Below are 16,271 nucleotides of genomic sequence, written 5' to 3' on the forward strand. Positions count from 1 at the left end.
GCCAAGAAGTCGGACCACAGCAGAAAATATGGTCATTACCGCCGAAAGGCGGACGCAACGACCTCGTGGATCGCGGGCACTTGGCAGTCAGCCGATCCACCACAGAGCGGAGGACTCAGAGAATGGCCGGCGCGATGCGCAAGATGGCGGTCTACCTCGGCCTCGTGGAGGACGATGGGTACGACGGCCGGGGGTTCGACCCCGACGACGACTTCGAACCCGAGCTGGACCCGGAGCCCGAGCGGGACCACCGGCGGCACGAGCCCGTCCACCAGCCCCATGGCTCACATCAGCCCCAAAGGGACGAAGAGGTGCGAGTCGTACAACCGCCCCCGCAGCGCGAGCCGGTGCCCCGCTCCCCTTCGCTCGCGGCGGAATCCAGCCGCCCGGCGCGGATCGCGCCCGTGGCATCCATCACACAAGAACGCGCAAGCCTGGAAAAGAGCGCACCGGTCATCATGCCCAAGGTCGTGTCCGAACGAGAGCCCTACCGGATCACCACACTTCACCCCCGGACCTACAACGAGGCCCGTACCATCGGGGAACACTTCCGTGAGGGCACGCCGGTGATCATGAATCTCACTGAGATGGATGACACAGATGCGAAGCGACTTGTCGACTTTGCGGCCGGTTTGGTGTTTGGTCTTCACGGCAGTATCGAGCGGGTGACGCAGAAGGTGTTCCTGCTGTCTCCTGCTAACGTCGATGTCACGGCGGAGGACAAGGCCCGCATCGCAGAGGGCGGGTTCTTCAACCAGAGCTGAGACGCACCACCGGTACAGAGCAAGAACACGGATCCGAGAACCGGGTCCGAGAGATGGTTCAGGGGAGAGGGAAGCACAGGTCATGAGCGTGGTCCTGGATGTCGTCTACATCGCGCTGATGTGCTTCCTCATCGTGCTCATCTTCCGGTTGGTCATGGACTACGTCTTCCAGTTCGCCCGCTCGTGGCAACCCGGCAAGGCGATGGTGGTCGTTCTGGAGGCCACCTACACTGTCACCGATCCACCGTTGAAGCTTCTGCGGCGGTTCATTCCGCCGCTGCGTCTCGGGGGCGTGGCGCTCGACCTGTCCTTCTTCGTACTGATGATCATCGTCTACATCCTGATCTCGATCGTGAGCCGGCTGTGATCGATGAGAGAGATACGGGCTTGCCGAATGCCGACGACAACGTTGAGGTGAAGAGATGCCGTTGACCCCCGAGGACGTGCGGAACAAGCAGTTCACGACCGTCCGCCTCCGAGAAGGCTATGACGAGGACGAGGTCGATGCCTTCCTCGATGAGGTCGAAGCCGAACTGACCCGGCTGCTCCGCGAGAACGAGGACCTGCGCGCCAAGCTGGCCGCGGCGACGCGCGCGGCCGCGCAGAACCAGCAGAACATGCGCAAGCCCCCGGAGCCCCCGCAGGACCAGCAGCATCAGCAGGGCCCGCCCCAGCAGGGCGGTATGCCCCAGCAGGGCGGCATGCCCCAGCAGGGCGGTATGCCGCAGCAGGGCATGCGAGGTCCCGGCGCTCCGGTGCCCGCCGGCATATCGGGCCCGCCGCAGCAGCAGATGGGTGGCCCCATGGGTGGCCCGCCCCAGCTGCCGAGCGGTGCCCCGCAGCTGCCCGCCGGCCCCGGCGGACAGGGTGGGCCGCAGGGTCCCGGCCCGATGGGCCAGGGTCCGGGTCCGATGGGCCAGGGTCCCGGTCCGATGCAGGGCCAGATGGGCCCCGGCCCGATGGGTGGCCCCATGGGCGGCCCGCAGGGGCACGGTGGTCCCGGTGGCATGCCCGGTCAGGGCGGCCCCGGTGGCGACAGTGCCGCCCGTGTCCTCTCGCTGGCCCAGCAGACCGCCGACCAGGCGATCGCCGAGGCCCGTTCCGAGGCCAACAAGATCGTCGGCGAGGCGCGTTCGCGTGCCGAGGGTCTGGAGCGGGACGCCCGTGCCAAGGCCGACGCCCTGGAGCGGGACGCGCAGGAGAAGCACCGCGTCGCGATGGGCTCCCTGGAGTCCGCCCGCGCCACGCTGGAGCGCAAGGTCGAGGACCTGCGCGGCTTCGAGCGCGAGTACCGCACGCGGCTGAAGTCGTACCTGGAGTCGCAGCTGCGTCAGCTGGAGACCCAGGCGGACGACTCGCTCGCCCCGCCGCGTACGCCCGCCACGGCCTCCCTGCCGCCGTCCCCGGCGCCCTCGATGGCTCCGGCCGGCGCGAGTGCCCCGTCCTACGGTGGCAACCAGTCGATGGGCGGCGGTCCGGGCCAGTCCGGGCCGTCCTACGGCGGGCAGCAGCAGATGTCGCCGGCGATGACCCAGCCGATGGCGCCGGTGCGTCCGCAGGGCCCGTCGCCGATGGGGCAGGCGCCCTCGCCGATGCGCGGGTTCCTGATCGACGAGGACGACAACTGAGCCGTCTCGGACCGACGTCCGGTAAGTAGTACGGCGTTGCCTTCGGCAGCGTTCAAGGGCGGGCCCCGGGTTTTCGACCCGGGGCCCGCCCTTTGCGTTCAGGCGCGGGCACCGCTGTGCGCAGCCGAGAAGGCCCGGCTCCCTCCCGAGGAGGGGGGAGCCGGGCCCGGGTGCTGCTCGGCTACTGCTTGCGCAGGCGGAACGTCAGGGACAGGCCCTCGTCCGTGAACGGCTCCCCGTACGTGTCGTCCGCCTCGCCCTGGGCGAAGTCCGACGCCAGGACCTCGTCCGCGATCAGGGACGCGTGGCCGGTCAGGGCCGCCACCGTCGCCGGGTCCGAGGCGGTCCAGCGCAGGGAGATGCGGTCGGCGACGTCGAGGCCGCTGTTCTTGCGGGCCTCCTGGATCAGGCGGATCGCGTCACGGGCGAGGCCCGCGCGGCGGAGCTCCTCCGTGATCTCCAGGTCCAGCGCCACGGTCGCGCCGGAGTCCGAGGCGACCGACCAGCCCTCGCGGGGCGTCTCCGTGATGATCACCTCGTCGGGGGCGAGGGCGATCGTCTCGCCGTCGACCTCCACCGAAGCCGTGCCTTCGCGCAGGGCGAGGGAGAGCGCCGCGGCGTCCGCGTTCGCGACGGCCTTCGCCACGTCCTGGACGCGCTTGCCGAACCGCTTGCCCAGCGCACGGAAGTTGGCCTTCGCGGTCGTGTCGACCAGCGAACCGCCGACCTCGCTCAGCGACGCCAGGGACTCGACGTTCAGCTCCTCCGTGATCTGCGCGTGCAGCTCGGGGGTGAGCGCGTCGAAGCCCGCCACGGCGATCAGCGCGCGGCTGAGCGGCTGGCGCGTCTTGACGCCCGACTCCGCGCGCGTGGCACGGCCCAGCTCCACCAGGCGGCGGACCAGGACCATCTGCCTCGACAGCTCCGGGTCGATCGCCGACAGGTCCGCCTCGGGCCACGAGGACAGGTGGACCGACTCCGGGGCGCCCGGGGTGACCGGTACGACCAGGTCCTGCCAGACCCGCTCGGTGATGAACGGGGTCAGCGGGGCCATGAGCTTGGTGACCGTCTCGACGACCTCGTGCAGGGTGCGCAGGGCCGCCTTGTCGCCCTGCCAGAAGCGGCGGCGGGAGCGGCGGACGTACCAGTTGGACAGGTCGTCGACGAAGGCGGACAGCAGCTTGCCGGCGCGCTGGGTGTCGTACGCGTCCAGCGCCTGGGTGACCTGGTCGGTGAGCGCGTGCAGCTCGGAGAGGAGCCAGCGGTCCAGGACCGGGCGGTCGGCGGGGGCCGGGTCGGCCGCGCTCGGCGCCCAGCCCGAGGTGCGGGCGTACAGGGCCTGGAAGGCGACCGTGTTCCAGTAGGTGAGGAGCGTCTTGCGGACGACCTCCTGGATGGTGCCGTGACCGACCCGGCGGGCCGCCCACGGGGAGCCGCCGGCCGCCATGAACCAGCGGACCGCGTCCGCGCCGTGCCGGTCCATCAGCGGGATGGGGTCCAGGGTGTTGCCGAGGTGCTTGGACATCTTGCGGCCGTCCTCCGCGAGGATGTGGCCGAGGCAGACCACGTTCTCGTACGAGGACTTGTCGAAGACCAGGGTGCCGACCGCCATCAGCGTGTAGAACCAGCCGCGGGTCTGGTCGATCGCCTCGCAGATGAACTGCGCCGGGTACCGGCTCTCGAACAGCTCCTTGTTCTTGTGCGGGTAGCCCCACTGCGCGAACGGCATCGAACCCGAGTCGTACCAGGCGTCGATGACCTCCGGCACGCGCGTGGCGGTCTTGCCGCAGCCCTCCTCGGGACAGGCGAAGGTGACGTCGTCGATGTACGGGCGGTGCGGGTCCAGGGCCGACTGGTCGGTGCCGGACAGCTCGGTGAGTTCCGCGCGGGAGCCGGCGACCGTGAGGTGGTCGTCCTCGCAGCGCCAGATGGGCAGCGGGGTGCCCCAGTAACGGTTGCGGGAGAGCGCCCAGTCGATGTTGTTGTTCAGCCAGTCGCCGTAGCGGCCGTTCTTGACCGAGTCCGGGAACCAGTTGGTGCCCTCGTTCTCCTGGAGGAGGCGGTCCTTGATCGCGGTGGTGCGGATGTACCAGGACGGCTGCGCGTAGTACAGCAGCGCGGTGTGGCAACGCCAGCAGTGCGGGTAGCTGTGCTCGTAGGGGATGTGCCGGAAGAGCAGGCCCCGGGTGTCCAGGTCCTCGGTGAGCTTCTCGTCGGCCTTCTTGAAGAAGACGCCGCCGACCAGCGGGACGTCCTCCTCGAAGGTGCCGTCCGGGCGGACCGGGTTCACGACGGGCAGGCCGTAGGAGCGGCAGACCTTCAGGTCGTCCTCACCGAAGGCGGGGGACTGGTGGACGAGACCCGTACCGTCCTCGGTGGTGACGTACTCGGCGTTGACGACGTAGTGCGCCGGCTCCGGGAACTCGACCAGCTCGAAGGGGCGCTGGTACGTCCAGCGCTCCATCTCGGCGCCGGTGAAGGACCGCCCGGTGGTCTCCCAGCCCTCCCCGAGCGCCTTGGCGACCAGGGGCTCGGCGACGACGACCTTCTCGTCGCCGTTCGTCGCGACGACGTAGGTGACCTCCGGGTGCGCGGCCACGGCGGTGTTCGAGACCAGCGTCCAGGGGGTGGTCGTCCACACCAGGAGCGCGGCCTCGCCGGCCAGCGGGCCGGAGGTGAGGGGGAAGCGGACGTAGACGGAGGGGTCGACGACCGTCTCGTAGCCCTGCGCCAGCTCGTGGTCGGACAGGCCGGTGCCGCAGCGGGGGCACCAGGGGGCGACGCGGTGGTCCTGGACCAGCAGGCCCTTGTCGAAGATCTCCTTCAGCGACCACCAGACGGACTCGATGTACTCCGGGTCCATCGTGCGGTACGGGTCCTGGAGGTCGGCCCAGTAGCCCATGCGCGTCGTGAGCGCCTCGAAGGCGTCGGTGTGGCGGGTCACCGACTCGCGGCACTTGGCGTTGAACTCCGCGATGCCGTACGCCTCGATGTCCTGCTTGCCGGAAAAGCCCAGCTCCTTCTCCACCGCCAGCTCGACCGGCAGGCCGTGGCAGTCCCAGCCGGCCTTGCGGCCCACGTGGTAGCCGCGCATGGTGCGGAAGCGGGGGAAGACGTCCTTGAAGACGCGGGCCTCGATGTGGTGGGCGCCCGGCATGCCGTTGGCGGTGGGCGGGCCCTCGTAGAAGACCCACTCGGGGCGGCCCTCGGACTGCTCCAGGCTCTTGGCGAAGATCTTCTGCTCGCGCCAGAAGTCGAGCACCGCGTGTTCGAGCGCGGGCAGGTCGACCTGGGCGGGCACCTGGCGGTACTGCGGCTGCGTATTCAACGAGCTTCCTCCGGCGGACGTGCTGCCTTCCGTCGGAGGGACGAGAGCTGCGCTCCCGCGGTACCACCCTCCTTGGCCCCCGGTGCGTCCTGTGCGCCGGTGAGCCCCCTCGTTGGGGCGCGAGGCCGGGTCTACTCGCCCTGGCGGTGCTGGGCTTTCTTCCGGCGGCTCCGGGGTGATCTTCACGTCGCGCTCGCCCCCGGGCTCACACCGTCCCCGGGTCGCTCTGGGCTGCGTACGCCGCTACTCGTCCCCATCCACGCTTTTCGCTCCGCCCAGTGTACGGCGCCGGGCCGACAGCGGCCGACCGGTTTCCGGGCCGGGCGGCAGGGGCCCCGCGCTCGCTCCGGGCGGCTCGCCCTGACCCGAATGCCGCCGCCCGGTCCCCGGCCGTGGAGCGGCCCGGCCGGGCCCGGGTCCGGCGGATTACCGGGCGGGGAGCTGGGCACAACGCAGGCATGCTCGGTGCGTGGCGGCGCTGGGCGGGCGAACCGGGCGGCGTGCCCCGTTGCCGCGGGACCCGAGTCGATTTATCGTCCCAGCACGATTCGCGAGCAAGATCACAATATGTGAAGGGGCCGCGGCCATGGTGGCGAAGAAGACCGCCGTACAGCAGTCCGAGGCGGCTGCGAAGAAGTCCGCTGCCAGGAGGACGACGGCCGGGAAGGGGGCCGCGGAGCAGGACGCCGCGGCCGGGGGCGGCGCGGAGGGGGAGGGCGGTACGGCGGCGGAGAGCGGCACCGCGCGGCGGGCGCCGGCCGAGAAGAGCGCGGCCGGGAAGGCGACGGAGGCCGGGAAGGCGGCGGAGGCGGCCGGGAAGGCGGAGGCGAAGCGGGCCCCGGCCGAACGGGCTCCGAAGAAGAAGAGCACGGCGAAGAAGAGCACGGCCAAGAAAGTGGGCGCGGCGCAGACCGCGGAGCAGACGGGAGCCACGACGGTGGTTGCGAAGAAGACCCCTGGCACGGCCACGGCGGCCAAGACCGCCGTCCCCAAGGCGCGCGGCGCCGCCGCGGACCCCGGCGACCTCGCGGTACGGCCCGGCGAGGACCCCTGGACCTCGGAGGAGGTGGAGGAGGCGCGCGGAGGGCTGGAGTCCGAGGCCGACCGGCTGCGCACCGAGATCGACTCCTCGGAGCGGTCCCTCCAGGGCATGATGCGCGACTCCGGGGACGGGGCGGGCGACGACGAGGCGGACACCGGCAGCAAGAACATCACGCGCGAGCACGAGCTGGCGCTGGCCGCCACCGCGCGCGAGGTGCTCACCCAGACCGAGCGCGCCCTGGAGCGCCTGGACGCGGGCACCTACGGCCTGTGCGAGAACTGCGGCAACCCCATCGGCAAGGCGCGCATGCAGGCCTTCCCGAGGGCCACCCTGTGCGTCGAGTGCAAGCAGAAGCAGGAGCGCCGGTACTGACCGGCCGCCGGGACGGAAGGCGTGCCGTACCCTCGTCCAAAGTCAGGTACCTAGGCTGAGGGACTCACGTGGCAGAGGCGGAGCGCATCATCGGTACGCCGGACATCCCGGACGCGGCGGGGGACGGCCAGGAGCGGGCCGACGCCGAGCAGGAACGGTCCCCGGAGCGTCCCCGGGGCAGGCGGCGGATCGCCGTGCTCTTCGCGGTCGCCGCGTTGGCGTACGCACTCGACCTGACCAGCAAGATGATCGTGGTCGCCAAGCTGGAGCACCAGGAGCCCATCGAGATCGTCGGGGACTGGCTGCGCTTCGTGGCGATCCGCAACGCGGGCGCGGCCTTCGGCTTCGGCGAGGCCTTCACCGTGATCTTCACGGTGATCGCGGCGGCCGTGATCGTCGTGATCGCCCGCCTGGCGCGCAAGCTCTACAGCCTGCCGTGGGCCGTCGCCCTCGGCATGCTGCTCGGCGGTGCCCTCGGCAACCTCACCGACCGGATCTTCCGGGCGCCGGGCGTCTTCGAGGGCGCGGTCGTGGACTTCATCGCGCCCAAGCACTTCGCCGTGTTCAACCTCGCCGACTCGGCGATCGTCTGCGGCGGCATCCTGATCGTGATCCTCTCCTTCCGGGGACTGGACCCGGACGGGACCGTCCACAAGGACTGACGGAACCGTCCACAGGGTTCGGCGGGGCCCGTGAGGCCCCTGCCGGGCGCCGGGGGCGGGAGGCCCGTCGCCGGGTGGGCGTGCGAGGGTGTCCGACCCGTCCGGCATACTCGACGGGGTGAGCACGATTCCCGAGATCCGTACCCTGCCCGTGCCCGACGGTCTGGAGGGCGAGCGCGTCGACGCCGCCATCTCCCGCATGTTCGGCTTCTCCCGTACCAAGGCCGCGGAGCTCGCCGCGGCGGGCAAGGTGCAGGTCGACGGATCGGTGGTCGGCAAGTCCGAGCGCGTCCACGGCGGCGCCTGGCTCGAGGTCGAGATGCCACAGGCGCCCGCGCCCGTGCAGGTGGTCGCCGAGCCCGTCGAGGGCATGGAGATCGTGCACGACGACGAGGACGTCGTGGTGATCGTCAAGCCGGTCGGCGTCGCGGCCCACCCCTCGCCCGGCTGGACCGGGCCCACGGTCATCGGCGGACTGGCCGCCGCCGGGTACCGCATCTCCACGTCCGGTGCCGCCGAGCGGCAGGGGATCGTGCACCGCCTCGACGTGGGCACGTCCGGCCTGATGGTGGTGGCCAAGTCGGAGCGCGCCTACACCTCGCTCAAGCGCCAGTTCAAGGAGCGCACGGTCGACAAGCGCTACCACACGCTCGTGCAGGGCCACCCCGACCCGACCAGCGGCACCATCGACGCCCCCATCGGCCGGCACCCCCAGCACGACTACAAGTGGGCCGTCACCGCCGAGGGCAAGCCCTCCGTCACGCACTACGACCTCATCGAGGCCTTCCGCGCCGCCTCCCTCCTCGACGTGAAGCTGGAGACCGGCCGCACCCACCAGATCCGGGTCCACATGGCCGCCCACCGGCACCCTTGCGTCGGCGACCTCACCTACGGCGCGGACCCGACGCTCGCCAAGCGGCTGCGCCTCACCCGGCAGTGGCTGCACGCCGTGCGGCTCGGCTTCGAGCACCCCGGCGACGGCCAGTGGGCCGAGTTCGCCAGCGACTACCCCGAGGACCTCCAGCAGGCTTTGGACCTGGTCCGCGAGGAGACGTACGGATGAGCGCCGCGCCGTCCGGAGCGCCGTCGCCCGGAGCGCCGTCGTCCGTGGTGCCGGCGTACGAGGTGCGGGTCGCCGACGACCCCGGTGACCGTCAGGCGTGCTTCGCGGTGCGCAAGGACGTCTTCGTCGCCGAGCAGAAGGTCCCCGAGGACATCGAGTACGACGCCTACGACGCCGACGCCGTGCACGTCCTCGCGGTCCGGGAGGACGGCGTGCCGCTGGGCACCGGCCGGCTGCTGCACGGGGCGGCCGCCGCGGCGAGGAACGGGGACGGCGACCCGGCCGTCGGCTCCCTCGGGCGCCTCGCCGTGACCCGGGAGGCCCGCGGGCTGGGTGTCGGGGCCGCGCTCGTACGGGCCGTCGAGGAGGCGGCCCGCACGCGGGGGCTGCACGCGGTCGACCTGCACGCGCAGACCCATGCCCTGGGTTTCTACGAGCGGCTGGGGTACAAGGCCTACGGACCGGAGTTTCCCGACGCCGGGATACCCCACCGCGCGATGCGGCGCGCCCTGTAGGCGCGGGCGGCGAACGGGCCGGTGGGCCCGGTGGCGTGACAGGCTTGCGGTCCGCCGTGTGACGCCGAGACCCCACCGGAGCGCTGAGCGTGGACCAGTTGGCCCTGTTGTTCGTCCTGCTGCTCGGGGCCCTGCTGAGCGTTCCGCTCGGGGACCGGCTGCGGCTTCCGGCGCCGGTGCTGATGACCCTCCTCGGGATCGTGCTCGCCCTGCTGGACTTCGTGCCCGACGTCGACATCCCGCCCGAACTGATCCTGCCCGCGCTGCTGCCCCCGTTGCTGTACGCGGCGGTACGGCGCACCTCCTGGCGCCAGTTCGCGGCCAACCGCCGCCCGATCTTCCTGCTGGCGGTCGCGCTGGTCTTCGTCACCACGGCCTGCGTCGCCGCCGTGGCCCACGCGATCGTGCCGGGGCTGCCGATCGCCGCCGCCTTCGCACTGGGCGCGCTGGTGGCACCCCCCGACCCGGTCGCGGCCACCGCCGTCGCCGGGCAGCTGGGGCTGCCGCGCCGGCTGGTGTCCATCCTGGAGGGCGAGGGACTCTTCAACGACGTCACCGCCATCGTGCTGTACCACGTGGCCATCGCCGCCGCGGTCAGCGGGACGTTCTCGCCCTGGGAGGCGGGGTTCGACCTGGTGCTCTCCGCGGTCGTCGCGGTGGCCGTGGGGCTGGCGCTGGGCTGGGGCTCCAACAAGCTCCTGACGCTGCTCGGCGACCCGACGCTGCAGATCGGCCTGACCCTGCTGGTGCCGTTCGTGAGCTACGTCCTGGCCGACGAACTGCACGGCTCCGGGGTGCTCGCGGTGCTCACCACCGCGATGTTCCTCGCCGAGTACGCCTCCGACGCCGACGACGTGATGAGCCGGCTCGCCGGGCACACCGTCTGGGACGTCGTCGACACGCTCGTCACCGGTGTCGCCTTCGGGCTGATCGGTCTGGAGCTGCACAACGCGATCCGCACCGCCTCCGGCCGGTGGACGGAGCTGCTCGGCTGGGCGGGGGCGATCAGCGCCGTGGTCATCGTGGTCCGGCTGCTGTGGCTGCTGCCCGCCACCTGGCTCACCCAGCGGCTGCACGCCCGGCGGGACCACGAGGAGGACATCCCGACGAGCTGGCGCGAGACCGTCGTCATGTGGTGGGCGGGGATGCGGGGCGTCGCCTCCGTCGCGCTGGCACTGGCGATCCCGCTGACGACGGACGACGGGGCGGCCTTCCCGAAACGGGACGAGATCGTGTTCGTCGCCTTCGGGGTCATCATGGTCACGCTGCTGCTCCAGGGCCTGACGCTGCCCTGGCTGGTGGGCAGGCTCGGCGTACGGGCGGACACCGAACGCGAGCAGGCGTACGAGAAGGAGCTGGCCGTGCGGGCGGCCAGGGCGGCGAAGCGGCGGCTGAAGGAGATCGAGTCGGTCGAGGAACTGCCGGACGAGCTGTCCGAGCAGATGCTGCGGCGCGCCTACGACATCGGGGTGCGCATCAGTCCGGACCTCGGCGACGAGGAGCGCAGGGAGGCGCAGGAGCAGCGGGCCAGGCGGATCAAGCGCGTGCGCCGCATCCAGGGGGAGATGCTGAGCGCCGCCCGCCACGAGGTGCTGGCGGCCCGCAGTGAGGCCGGCGCGGACCCGGAGATCGTCGACCGGGTCCTGCGCCACCTGGACGTGCGCAGCCTCAGGTGAGGCCGGCCGTCCCCGCCGTCACAGGCTCTTCGTGGGCTGGTCCGGGAAGCGCCGCCCCACTCCGTCGGCGGAACGCCGCGGGCGGCGGAGCCCGTCGGGGGACGGGCGCAGGGACGCGTCCGCGGTGTTGACCCGGGGCAGGGCGTAGGGGTGCTCGTCGGCGAGCCAGCGGATCATCCCCTCGCGGACCGTGACCCGTACCGTCCAGATGTCGTCCGCGTCCTTCGCCGTCACCAGGGCCCGCACCTGCATGGTGTTCGCGGTGGTGTCCGTGACGGTCAGGTTGTAGTCGCGGCCGTCCCAGGCCGGGCACTCGCGCAGGAGGTCGCGCAGCCGTTCGCGCATCGCCTCCAGCGGCGCCGTGTGGTCCAGGTGCCAGAACACGGTCCCGGTCATCTGCGGAGTGCCGCGCGACCAGTTCTCGAACGGCTTGGACGTGAAGTACGACACCGGCATGGTGATGCGGCGCTCGTCCCAGGTGCGCACGGTCAGGAACGTGAGGGTGATCTCCTCGACGGTGCCCCACTCGCCGTCCACCACGACCGTGTCGCCCATGCGCACCATGTCGCCGAAGGCGATCTGGAACCCGGCGAACATGTTGCTCAGCGTGGACTGCGCGGCGATGCCCGCCACGATGCCGAGGACACCGGCGGAGGCCAGCAGCGAGGCGCCCGCCGCCCGCATCGCGGGGAACGTCAGCAGCATCGACGACACGGCGACCACGCCGACGACCGCCGAGACCACCCGCATGATCAGCGACACCTGGGTGCGCACCCGGCGCACCCGGGCGGGGGCCCGTTCGGCGTGGGTGTGGGCGTAGCGGGAGTAGGACGCCTCGACGACGGCCGCGGCGATCCGGATCACCAGCCAGGCCACGGAGCCGATCAGCAGCAGGGTCAGCAGCCGGCCGACGGCCGACCGGTGGTCGGGGAACACCTGCGCCTCGACGTAGGACCCTCTCAGCAGGGCCGCGCAGAGCATGACCTGGTAGGGGATGCGGGCGCGGCGCAGCAGACCCCACAGCGGGGTCTCGGGGTGGCGTCCGTCGGCCTTGCGCAGCAACAGGTCGGTGGCCCATCCGATGACCAGCGTCAACAGGACGGAACCGCCGACCACGATCAGCGGCCGGAGTATGGTCTCCATGCCCTCGAACCTAACCGCACCCGGTGCGCCGCGAACCTGTGACTTGCGTCCCGGCCGGGGAATCGCCGGTCACCGCGTTGTCACACCGGGCTGGCACCATGGCCTCATGAACATCGTGCTCTTTCACTCGACCCTCGGTCCGCGGCCCGCGGTCGGGCAGGCCGCCGACCGGCTGCGCGACGCCGGGCACCAGGTGTGGACCCCCGACCTCTTCGAGGGCCGGACCTTCGACACGGTCGAGGAGGGCATGGCCCACCAGGAGGGGATCGGCAGGGAGGAGCTGCTGAAGCGGGCCGTGCTCGCCGCCGCGCCCTACTCCGAGCGGGGACTGGTCTACGCGGGCTTCTCGCTCGGCGCCTCCATCGCCCAGACCCTCGCCCTCGGCGACCACCGGGCGCGCGGGCTGCTCCTGCTGCACGGCACGTCGGACATCGCGCCGAACGCCGCGGTCGACGAGCTGCCGGTCCAGCTGCACGTCGCCGAGCCGGACGCCTTCGAGACGGACGACTGGCTCAGCGCCTGGTACCTGCAGATGGGCCGGATCGGCGCCGACGTGGAGGTGCACAGGTACACGGGGGCCGGCCACCTCTACACCGACCCGGGGCTGCCGGACTACGACGAGGAGGCGGCCGAGGCCACCTGGCGGGTGGCGCTCGGCTTCCTCGACTCGCTCCAGGAGGCGGAGGCGTCTCAGACGGGCGCGTAGACGCGCTCGACCCGCTGCGTGCCGCTGCGCGTGCGGTACGAGCGGGCCCAGGCCGACGTGGCGTCAGGGTCGGTGCGGTCGGAGACGACGTAGTAGTCCATCTGCGTCCGCTCCGCGGTGACGTCCAGCACGCCGTAGCCGTGCCGGTCGGTGTCGACCCAGTGGACGTGCCGGTTCGCGGCCCGGATGACCGGGGCCGCGATCGCCGAGACCGTGCCCTCGGGCACCTTCACGATGTCGTCGAGGTTGTCGGAGGTCACCGACGTGACGACGAACTCCGTGGCGGCCGACGCGGAGAGCGGGTACGTGGCGGCGTTGTGCGGCACGTCGTTGGCCCACGCCATGTGGATGTCGCCGGTCAGGAACACCGTGTTGCGGACGGCGTTCGCGCGCAGGTGCGCCAGCAGTTCGCGGCGGTCGTCCGTGTACCCGTCCCACTGGTCCGTGTTGAGGGCGAGCCCCTCCTTCGGCAGGCCGAGCAGCTCCGCGAGCGGCTTCAGCAGCTCGGCGGGGATCGAGCCGACGGCGAACGGCGAGATCATCACCGAGTTGCCGACCAGCCGCCAGGTGGTGTCGGAGGAGCTGAGCCCGGCCTTGAGCCAGTCCAGCTGGGCGCGCCCGGTCAGGGTGCGGTCCGGGTCGTCGACCTCCCCGTCGCCGAGCCCCACCTGCTGCGAGCGGAAGGAGCGCAGGTCCAGCAGGGAGAGGTCGGCGAGCTTGCCGAAGCGCAGCCTGCGGTAGGTGGTCCCGGCGATCGCGGGGCGCACCGGCATCCACTCGAAGTAGGCCCGCTTGGCGGCGGCCTGACGTGCCGCCCAGGTTCCCTCGGCGCCCTCGGTGTGGTTCTCGGCGCCGCCCGACCAGGTGTCGTTGGCGATCTCGTGGTCGTCCCAGATCGCCACGACCGGCGCGACGGCGTGCAGCGCCTGGAGGTCGGGGTCGGTCTTGTACAGGCCGTGCCGGACGCGGTAGTCGGCGAGCGTGAGGATCTCGTGGGCGGGCGCGTGCGGCCGTACGACGGTGTCGCGGGTGCCGTACTGGCCGGTGCCGTACTCGTAGAGGTAGTCGCCCAGGTGCAGCCAGGCGTCCAGGTCGCCGCGGGCCGCGAGGTGGCGGTACGGGGAGAAGAGGCCGGCCTCCCAGTTGGCGCAGGACACCACGCCGAAGCGCAGGCCCCGGACGGCGGCGTCGGCCGCGGGGGCGGTGCGGGTGCGGGCGGCGGGGGAGTCGGTGGGCCCGGCGGAGAAGCGGAACCAGTAGTCCGTGGCGGGGGCGAGGCCCCGGACGTCGGCCTTGACGGTGTGGTCGGAGGCGGCCGTCGCGGTGACGGACCCCTTGGCGACGATGTTCGTGAACGCCTTGTCGAGGGCGACGGACCAGCTCACCTCCGTGTCCGGGCCGAGACCCGACCCCGGTACGGACTCGGGGGTCGGGGTGACCCGGGTCCACAGCAGCACACCGTCGGGCAGCGGGTCACCGGAGGCGACGCCGTGCAGGAAGGCGGGGGCGGCACCGGCGGCACCGGCGGGCAGCGCGGCGGCGAGCGGGGCGGCCAGGACGGCGCCGGCCGCCGCGGCCTTGACGACGGTGCGGCGGCTCGGAGTGCGGGGGTCCGTGCGTGCGGCGGACGACGGGAAGGTGCTGCTCTCGGATGATCTGTGTCGACTGGTCACGAACGATCAGATTACTGATCGGTAAGCGAACGGGCGGGCGAACTCCGCAAAGTTCGCCCGCCCGTTCGCCGTTCTTCGCTACTTGGTGACGCCCGCGTCCTTGAGCGCCTTCTGCCACTCGGCGTCGGTGCTCGGCGTCTCGATCACCTTGTCGTTGATCTTGACCGTCGGGGTGGACTCGACGCCCTCCGCCTTCTGGAAGGAGTCGCTCATCCTCATCGCCCAGGCGTCGTAGGTGCCCTTCTCCACGGCGTCCTGGAACTTCTTGTTGCCCTTCAGGGCGTCGACCGAGTCCGCCACCTTGATCAGGTAGTCGTCCTTGGCGAACTCGTCGGTGGACTCCTCCGGGTGGTACTCGGACGAGTACAGCGCGGTCTTGTAGTCGATGAACGCGTCCGGGCTGACGTTCAGCGCGGCGCCGAGCGCGCTCAGCGCGTTCTTCGAGCCCTCGCCGCCGAGGTTCCCGTCGAGGAAGGTGCCGATCGTGAAGGAGAGCTTGTAGGTGCCGTCCTCCATGCCCTTGTTGACGGTCTCGCCGATGGACTGCTCGAAGGAGGCGCAGCCCGGGCAGCGCGGGTCCTCGTAGAGGTGGACCACGTTGTCGCCCTTGGCCTCGCCCAGGGTGACCGTGGTGCCGTCCTTGCCGGAGGTGTTGGCCGGGGCCACCACCTTGGCCTCGGCGGCCTTGTCCCAGCCCGAGGGCTTGTTGCTCTGCACGACGGCGTAGCTGATGCCGCCGGCTATCGCCAGCACGCCGACGATGGAGCAGGCCACGATGACCTGCCGCTTGGCCTTGTCGCGCTTGGCCTGGCGCTCGCGCTCCTGGCGCAGGCGCTCGCGGGCCGCCGACTTCGCCGACTGACTGTTCCGCTTGCTCATGGTGATGATCTCTCCGGGGACGCGCACACCGGGGTGTGCGGAGTGCTGATGGGGGACTGGCGGTGCCCGGCGGCGCGTCGTGCGCCCGCCGCGCGCTCGGGTCGTGTCACACGAGGGCGACCGGGCAGGGCGGTCCGCGCCGTCCCAGGGAGTGCGTGAGGATCCGCTCGCGGGCGTCGACGGTGCGGCGGACCAGGGGGGTCGCGCGGCGCGCCGCGGGGGTCCGGCGCACGCTCACGGCCGCCACGGCCAGCAGCAGCGGCCGGAAGGTGGTCGCCGCCACCGCGCTCAGCAACTGGGCCAGGGCCCGCTCACCGCGCCGCAGCCAGGCGGCCGCCAGCAGGCCGACGCCGACGTGCGCGCCGAGCAGCAGCCAGGCGCTCGCGGGTCCGGCGTCGGCCAGCACGGTCGCCAGCCGGTCGGACTCGGCACCGGTGACCCGGCTCAGCGGAGCGGTCACGCCCGCGTGCACGCCGGTCCCGTCGCCGCACAGCACGTCGAAGCCGACGGAGCGCAGCGGGCCCGCGACCGGGCCGCCCGCCCGGCCGTAGCAGACGTGCTGGCCGGTGGTGAAGAGCGTGTCGGCGGCCAGCTCCAGCGGGATCAGCAGGGCGGCGATCCGCCCGAAGCCCCGCTCGCGCCGCCCGGCCAGGGCGTACGCGATCAGGAACACGACGGCGGCGACCGCGGCCACCGCGGGCAGCGGCAGCGGAACCCCGGACAGCAGGACGTGCGACGCGGTGCTGAGCGTCACGGCGAGTGCCGTGAAGAGCGCCGCGCGCACGGCTCTGAGGGGGGTTCCGGAGATGTCCATGGCGAA

The 16,271-nt window shown here is 71.9% G+C and carries 14 protein-coding genes; 9 read left to right on the forward strand and 5 right to left on the reverse strand.

Going from position 1 to position 16,271, the window contains the following annotated elements:
* The first annotated feature begins 122 nt into the window (after nt 1-122).
* The 3 genes from AC07FV_RS04260 (at nt 123) to divIVA (ending at nt 2,392) form a co-directional block, all read left to right on the forward strand.
* Nucleotides 123-764 (forward strand): cell division protein SepF, encoded by a 642-nt coding sequence (locus tag AC07FV_RS04260; protein WP_356608118.1) that lies wholly within the window; start codon nt 123-125, stop codon nt 762-764.
* Nucleotides 765-846: 82 nt separating this feature from the next.
* Nucleotides 847-1,131 (forward strand): YggT family protein, encoded by a 285-nt coding sequence (locus AC07FV_RS04265; protein ID WP_007448661.1) that lies wholly within the window; start codon nt 847-849, stop codon nt 1,129-1,131.
* A gap of 55 nt (nt 1,132-1,186) precedes the next feature.
* Nucleotides 1,187-2,392, forward strand: a complete 1,206-nt coding sequence (gene divIVA, locus AC07FV_RS04270; protein ID WP_479084496.1) for an apical growth/hyphal branching protein DivIVA — start codon at nt 1,187-1,189, stop codon at nt 2,390-2,392.
* A 181-nt stretch (nt 2,393-2,573) separates the two neighbouring features.
* Here the strand turns inward: divIVA and ileS are convergent, their stop codons facing one another.
* On the reverse strand, nt 2,574-5,720 hold the full coding sequence (gene ileS / locus AC07FV_RS04275; protein ID WP_479084498.1) for an isoleucine--tRNA ligase: 3,147 nt from the start codon (nt 5,718-5,720) through the stop codon (nt 2,574-2,576).
* A gap of 586 nt (nt 5,721-6,306) precedes the next feature.
* On the opposite strand from ileS, the gene AC07FV_RS04280 reads away from it, so the two are divergent.
* The 5 genes from AC07FV_RS04280 to AC07FV_RS04300 all read left to right on the forward strand — a co-directional run bounded on the left by AC07FV_RS04280 (nt 6,307) and on the right by AC07FV_RS04300 (nt 11,050).
* Complete coding sequence (locus tag AC07FV_RS04280) at nt 6,307-7,134, forward strand: TraR/DksA family transcriptional regulator (protein ID WP_479084500.1); 828 nt, start codon at nt 6,307-6,309, stop codon at nt 7,132-7,134.
* Nucleotides 7,135-7,202: 68 nt separating this feature from the next.
* Nucleotides 7,203-7,796 (forward strand): signal peptidase II, encoded by a 594-nt coding sequence (lspA, locus tag AC07FV_RS04285; RefSeq protein ID WP_383648912.1) that lies wholly within the window; start codon nt 7,203-7,205, stop codon nt 7,794-7,796.
* 118 nt (nt 7,797-7,914) lie between these two features.
* Nucleotides 7,915-8,859, forward strand: coding sequence for an RluA family pseudouridine synthase (locus AC07FV_RS04290; RefSeq protein WP_356608105.1), 945 nt, complete (start codon nt 7,915-7,917; stop codon nt 8,857-8,859).
* Entirely contained in the window at nt 8,856-9,374 is a 519-nt protein-coding gene (locus AC07FV_RS04295) for a GNAT family N-acetyltransferase (RefSeq protein WP_479084502.1), read from the forward strand. The genes AC07FV_RS04290 and AC07FV_RS04295 overlap by 4 nt, the downstream gene beginning before the upstream one ends.
* Before the next feature lie 89 nt (nt 9,375-9,463).
* Nucleotides 9,464-11,050, forward strand: coding sequence for a Na+/H+ antiporter (locus AC07FV_RS04300; protein WP_479084503.1), 1,587 nt, complete (start codon nt 9,464-9,466; stop codon nt 11,048-11,050).
* Between the two features lie 18 nt (nt 11,051-11,068).
* Here the strand turns inward: AC07FV_RS04300 and AC07FV_RS04305 are convergent, their stop codons facing one another.
* On the reverse strand, nt 11,069-12,193 hold the full coding sequence (locus tag AC07FV_RS04305) for a mechanosensitive ion channel family protein (RefSeq protein ID WP_479084504.1): 1,125 nt from the start codon (nt 12,191-12,193) through the stop codon (nt 11,069-11,071).
* On the opposite strand from AC07FV_RS04305, the gene AC07FV_RS04310 reads away from it, so the two are divergent.
* Entirely contained in the window at nt 12,192-12,899 is a 708-nt protein-coding gene (locus AC07FV_RS04310) for a dienelactone hydrolase family protein (protein ID WP_479084505.1), read from the forward strand. The genes AC07FV_RS04305 and AC07FV_RS04310 overlap by 2 nt on opposite strands.
* On the opposite strand, the gene AC07FV_RS04315 is transcribed toward AC07FV_RS04310, so the two are convergent.
* The 3 genes from AC07FV_RS04315 to AC07FV_RS04325 form a co-directional block, all read right to left on the reverse strand.
* Nucleotides 12,884-14,572 carry an alkaline phosphatase D family protein gene (locus AC07FV_RS04315; RefSeq protein WP_479084506.1) on the reverse strand — a complete coding sequence of 563 codons (1,689 nt, stop codon included), beginning with the start codon at nt 14,570-14,572 and terminating at the stop codon, nt 12,884-12,886. The two genes, AC07FV_RS04310 and AC07FV_RS04315, sit on opposite strands and share 16 nt — an antisense overlap.
* Nucleotides 14,573-14,650: 78 nt before the next feature.
* On the reverse strand, nt 14,651-15,451 hold the full coding sequence (locus AC07FV_RS04320) for a DsbA family protein (protein WP_479084508.1): 801 nt from the start codon (nt 15,449-15,451) through the stop codon (nt 14,651-14,653).
* A 106-nt stretch (nt 15,452-15,557) separates the two neighbouring features.
* The gene (locus AC07FV_RS04325) at nt 15,558-16,265 is read right to left on the reverse strand and encodes a hypothetical protein (RefSeq protein ID WP_356608174.1); all 708 of its coding nucleotides are present in this window, start codon (nt 16,263-16,265) and stop codon (nt 15,558-15,560) included.
* Nucleotides 16,266-16,271: the final 6 nt, after the last annotated feature.

This window comes from Streptomyces sp. NPDC045956, from assembly GCF_056430705.1.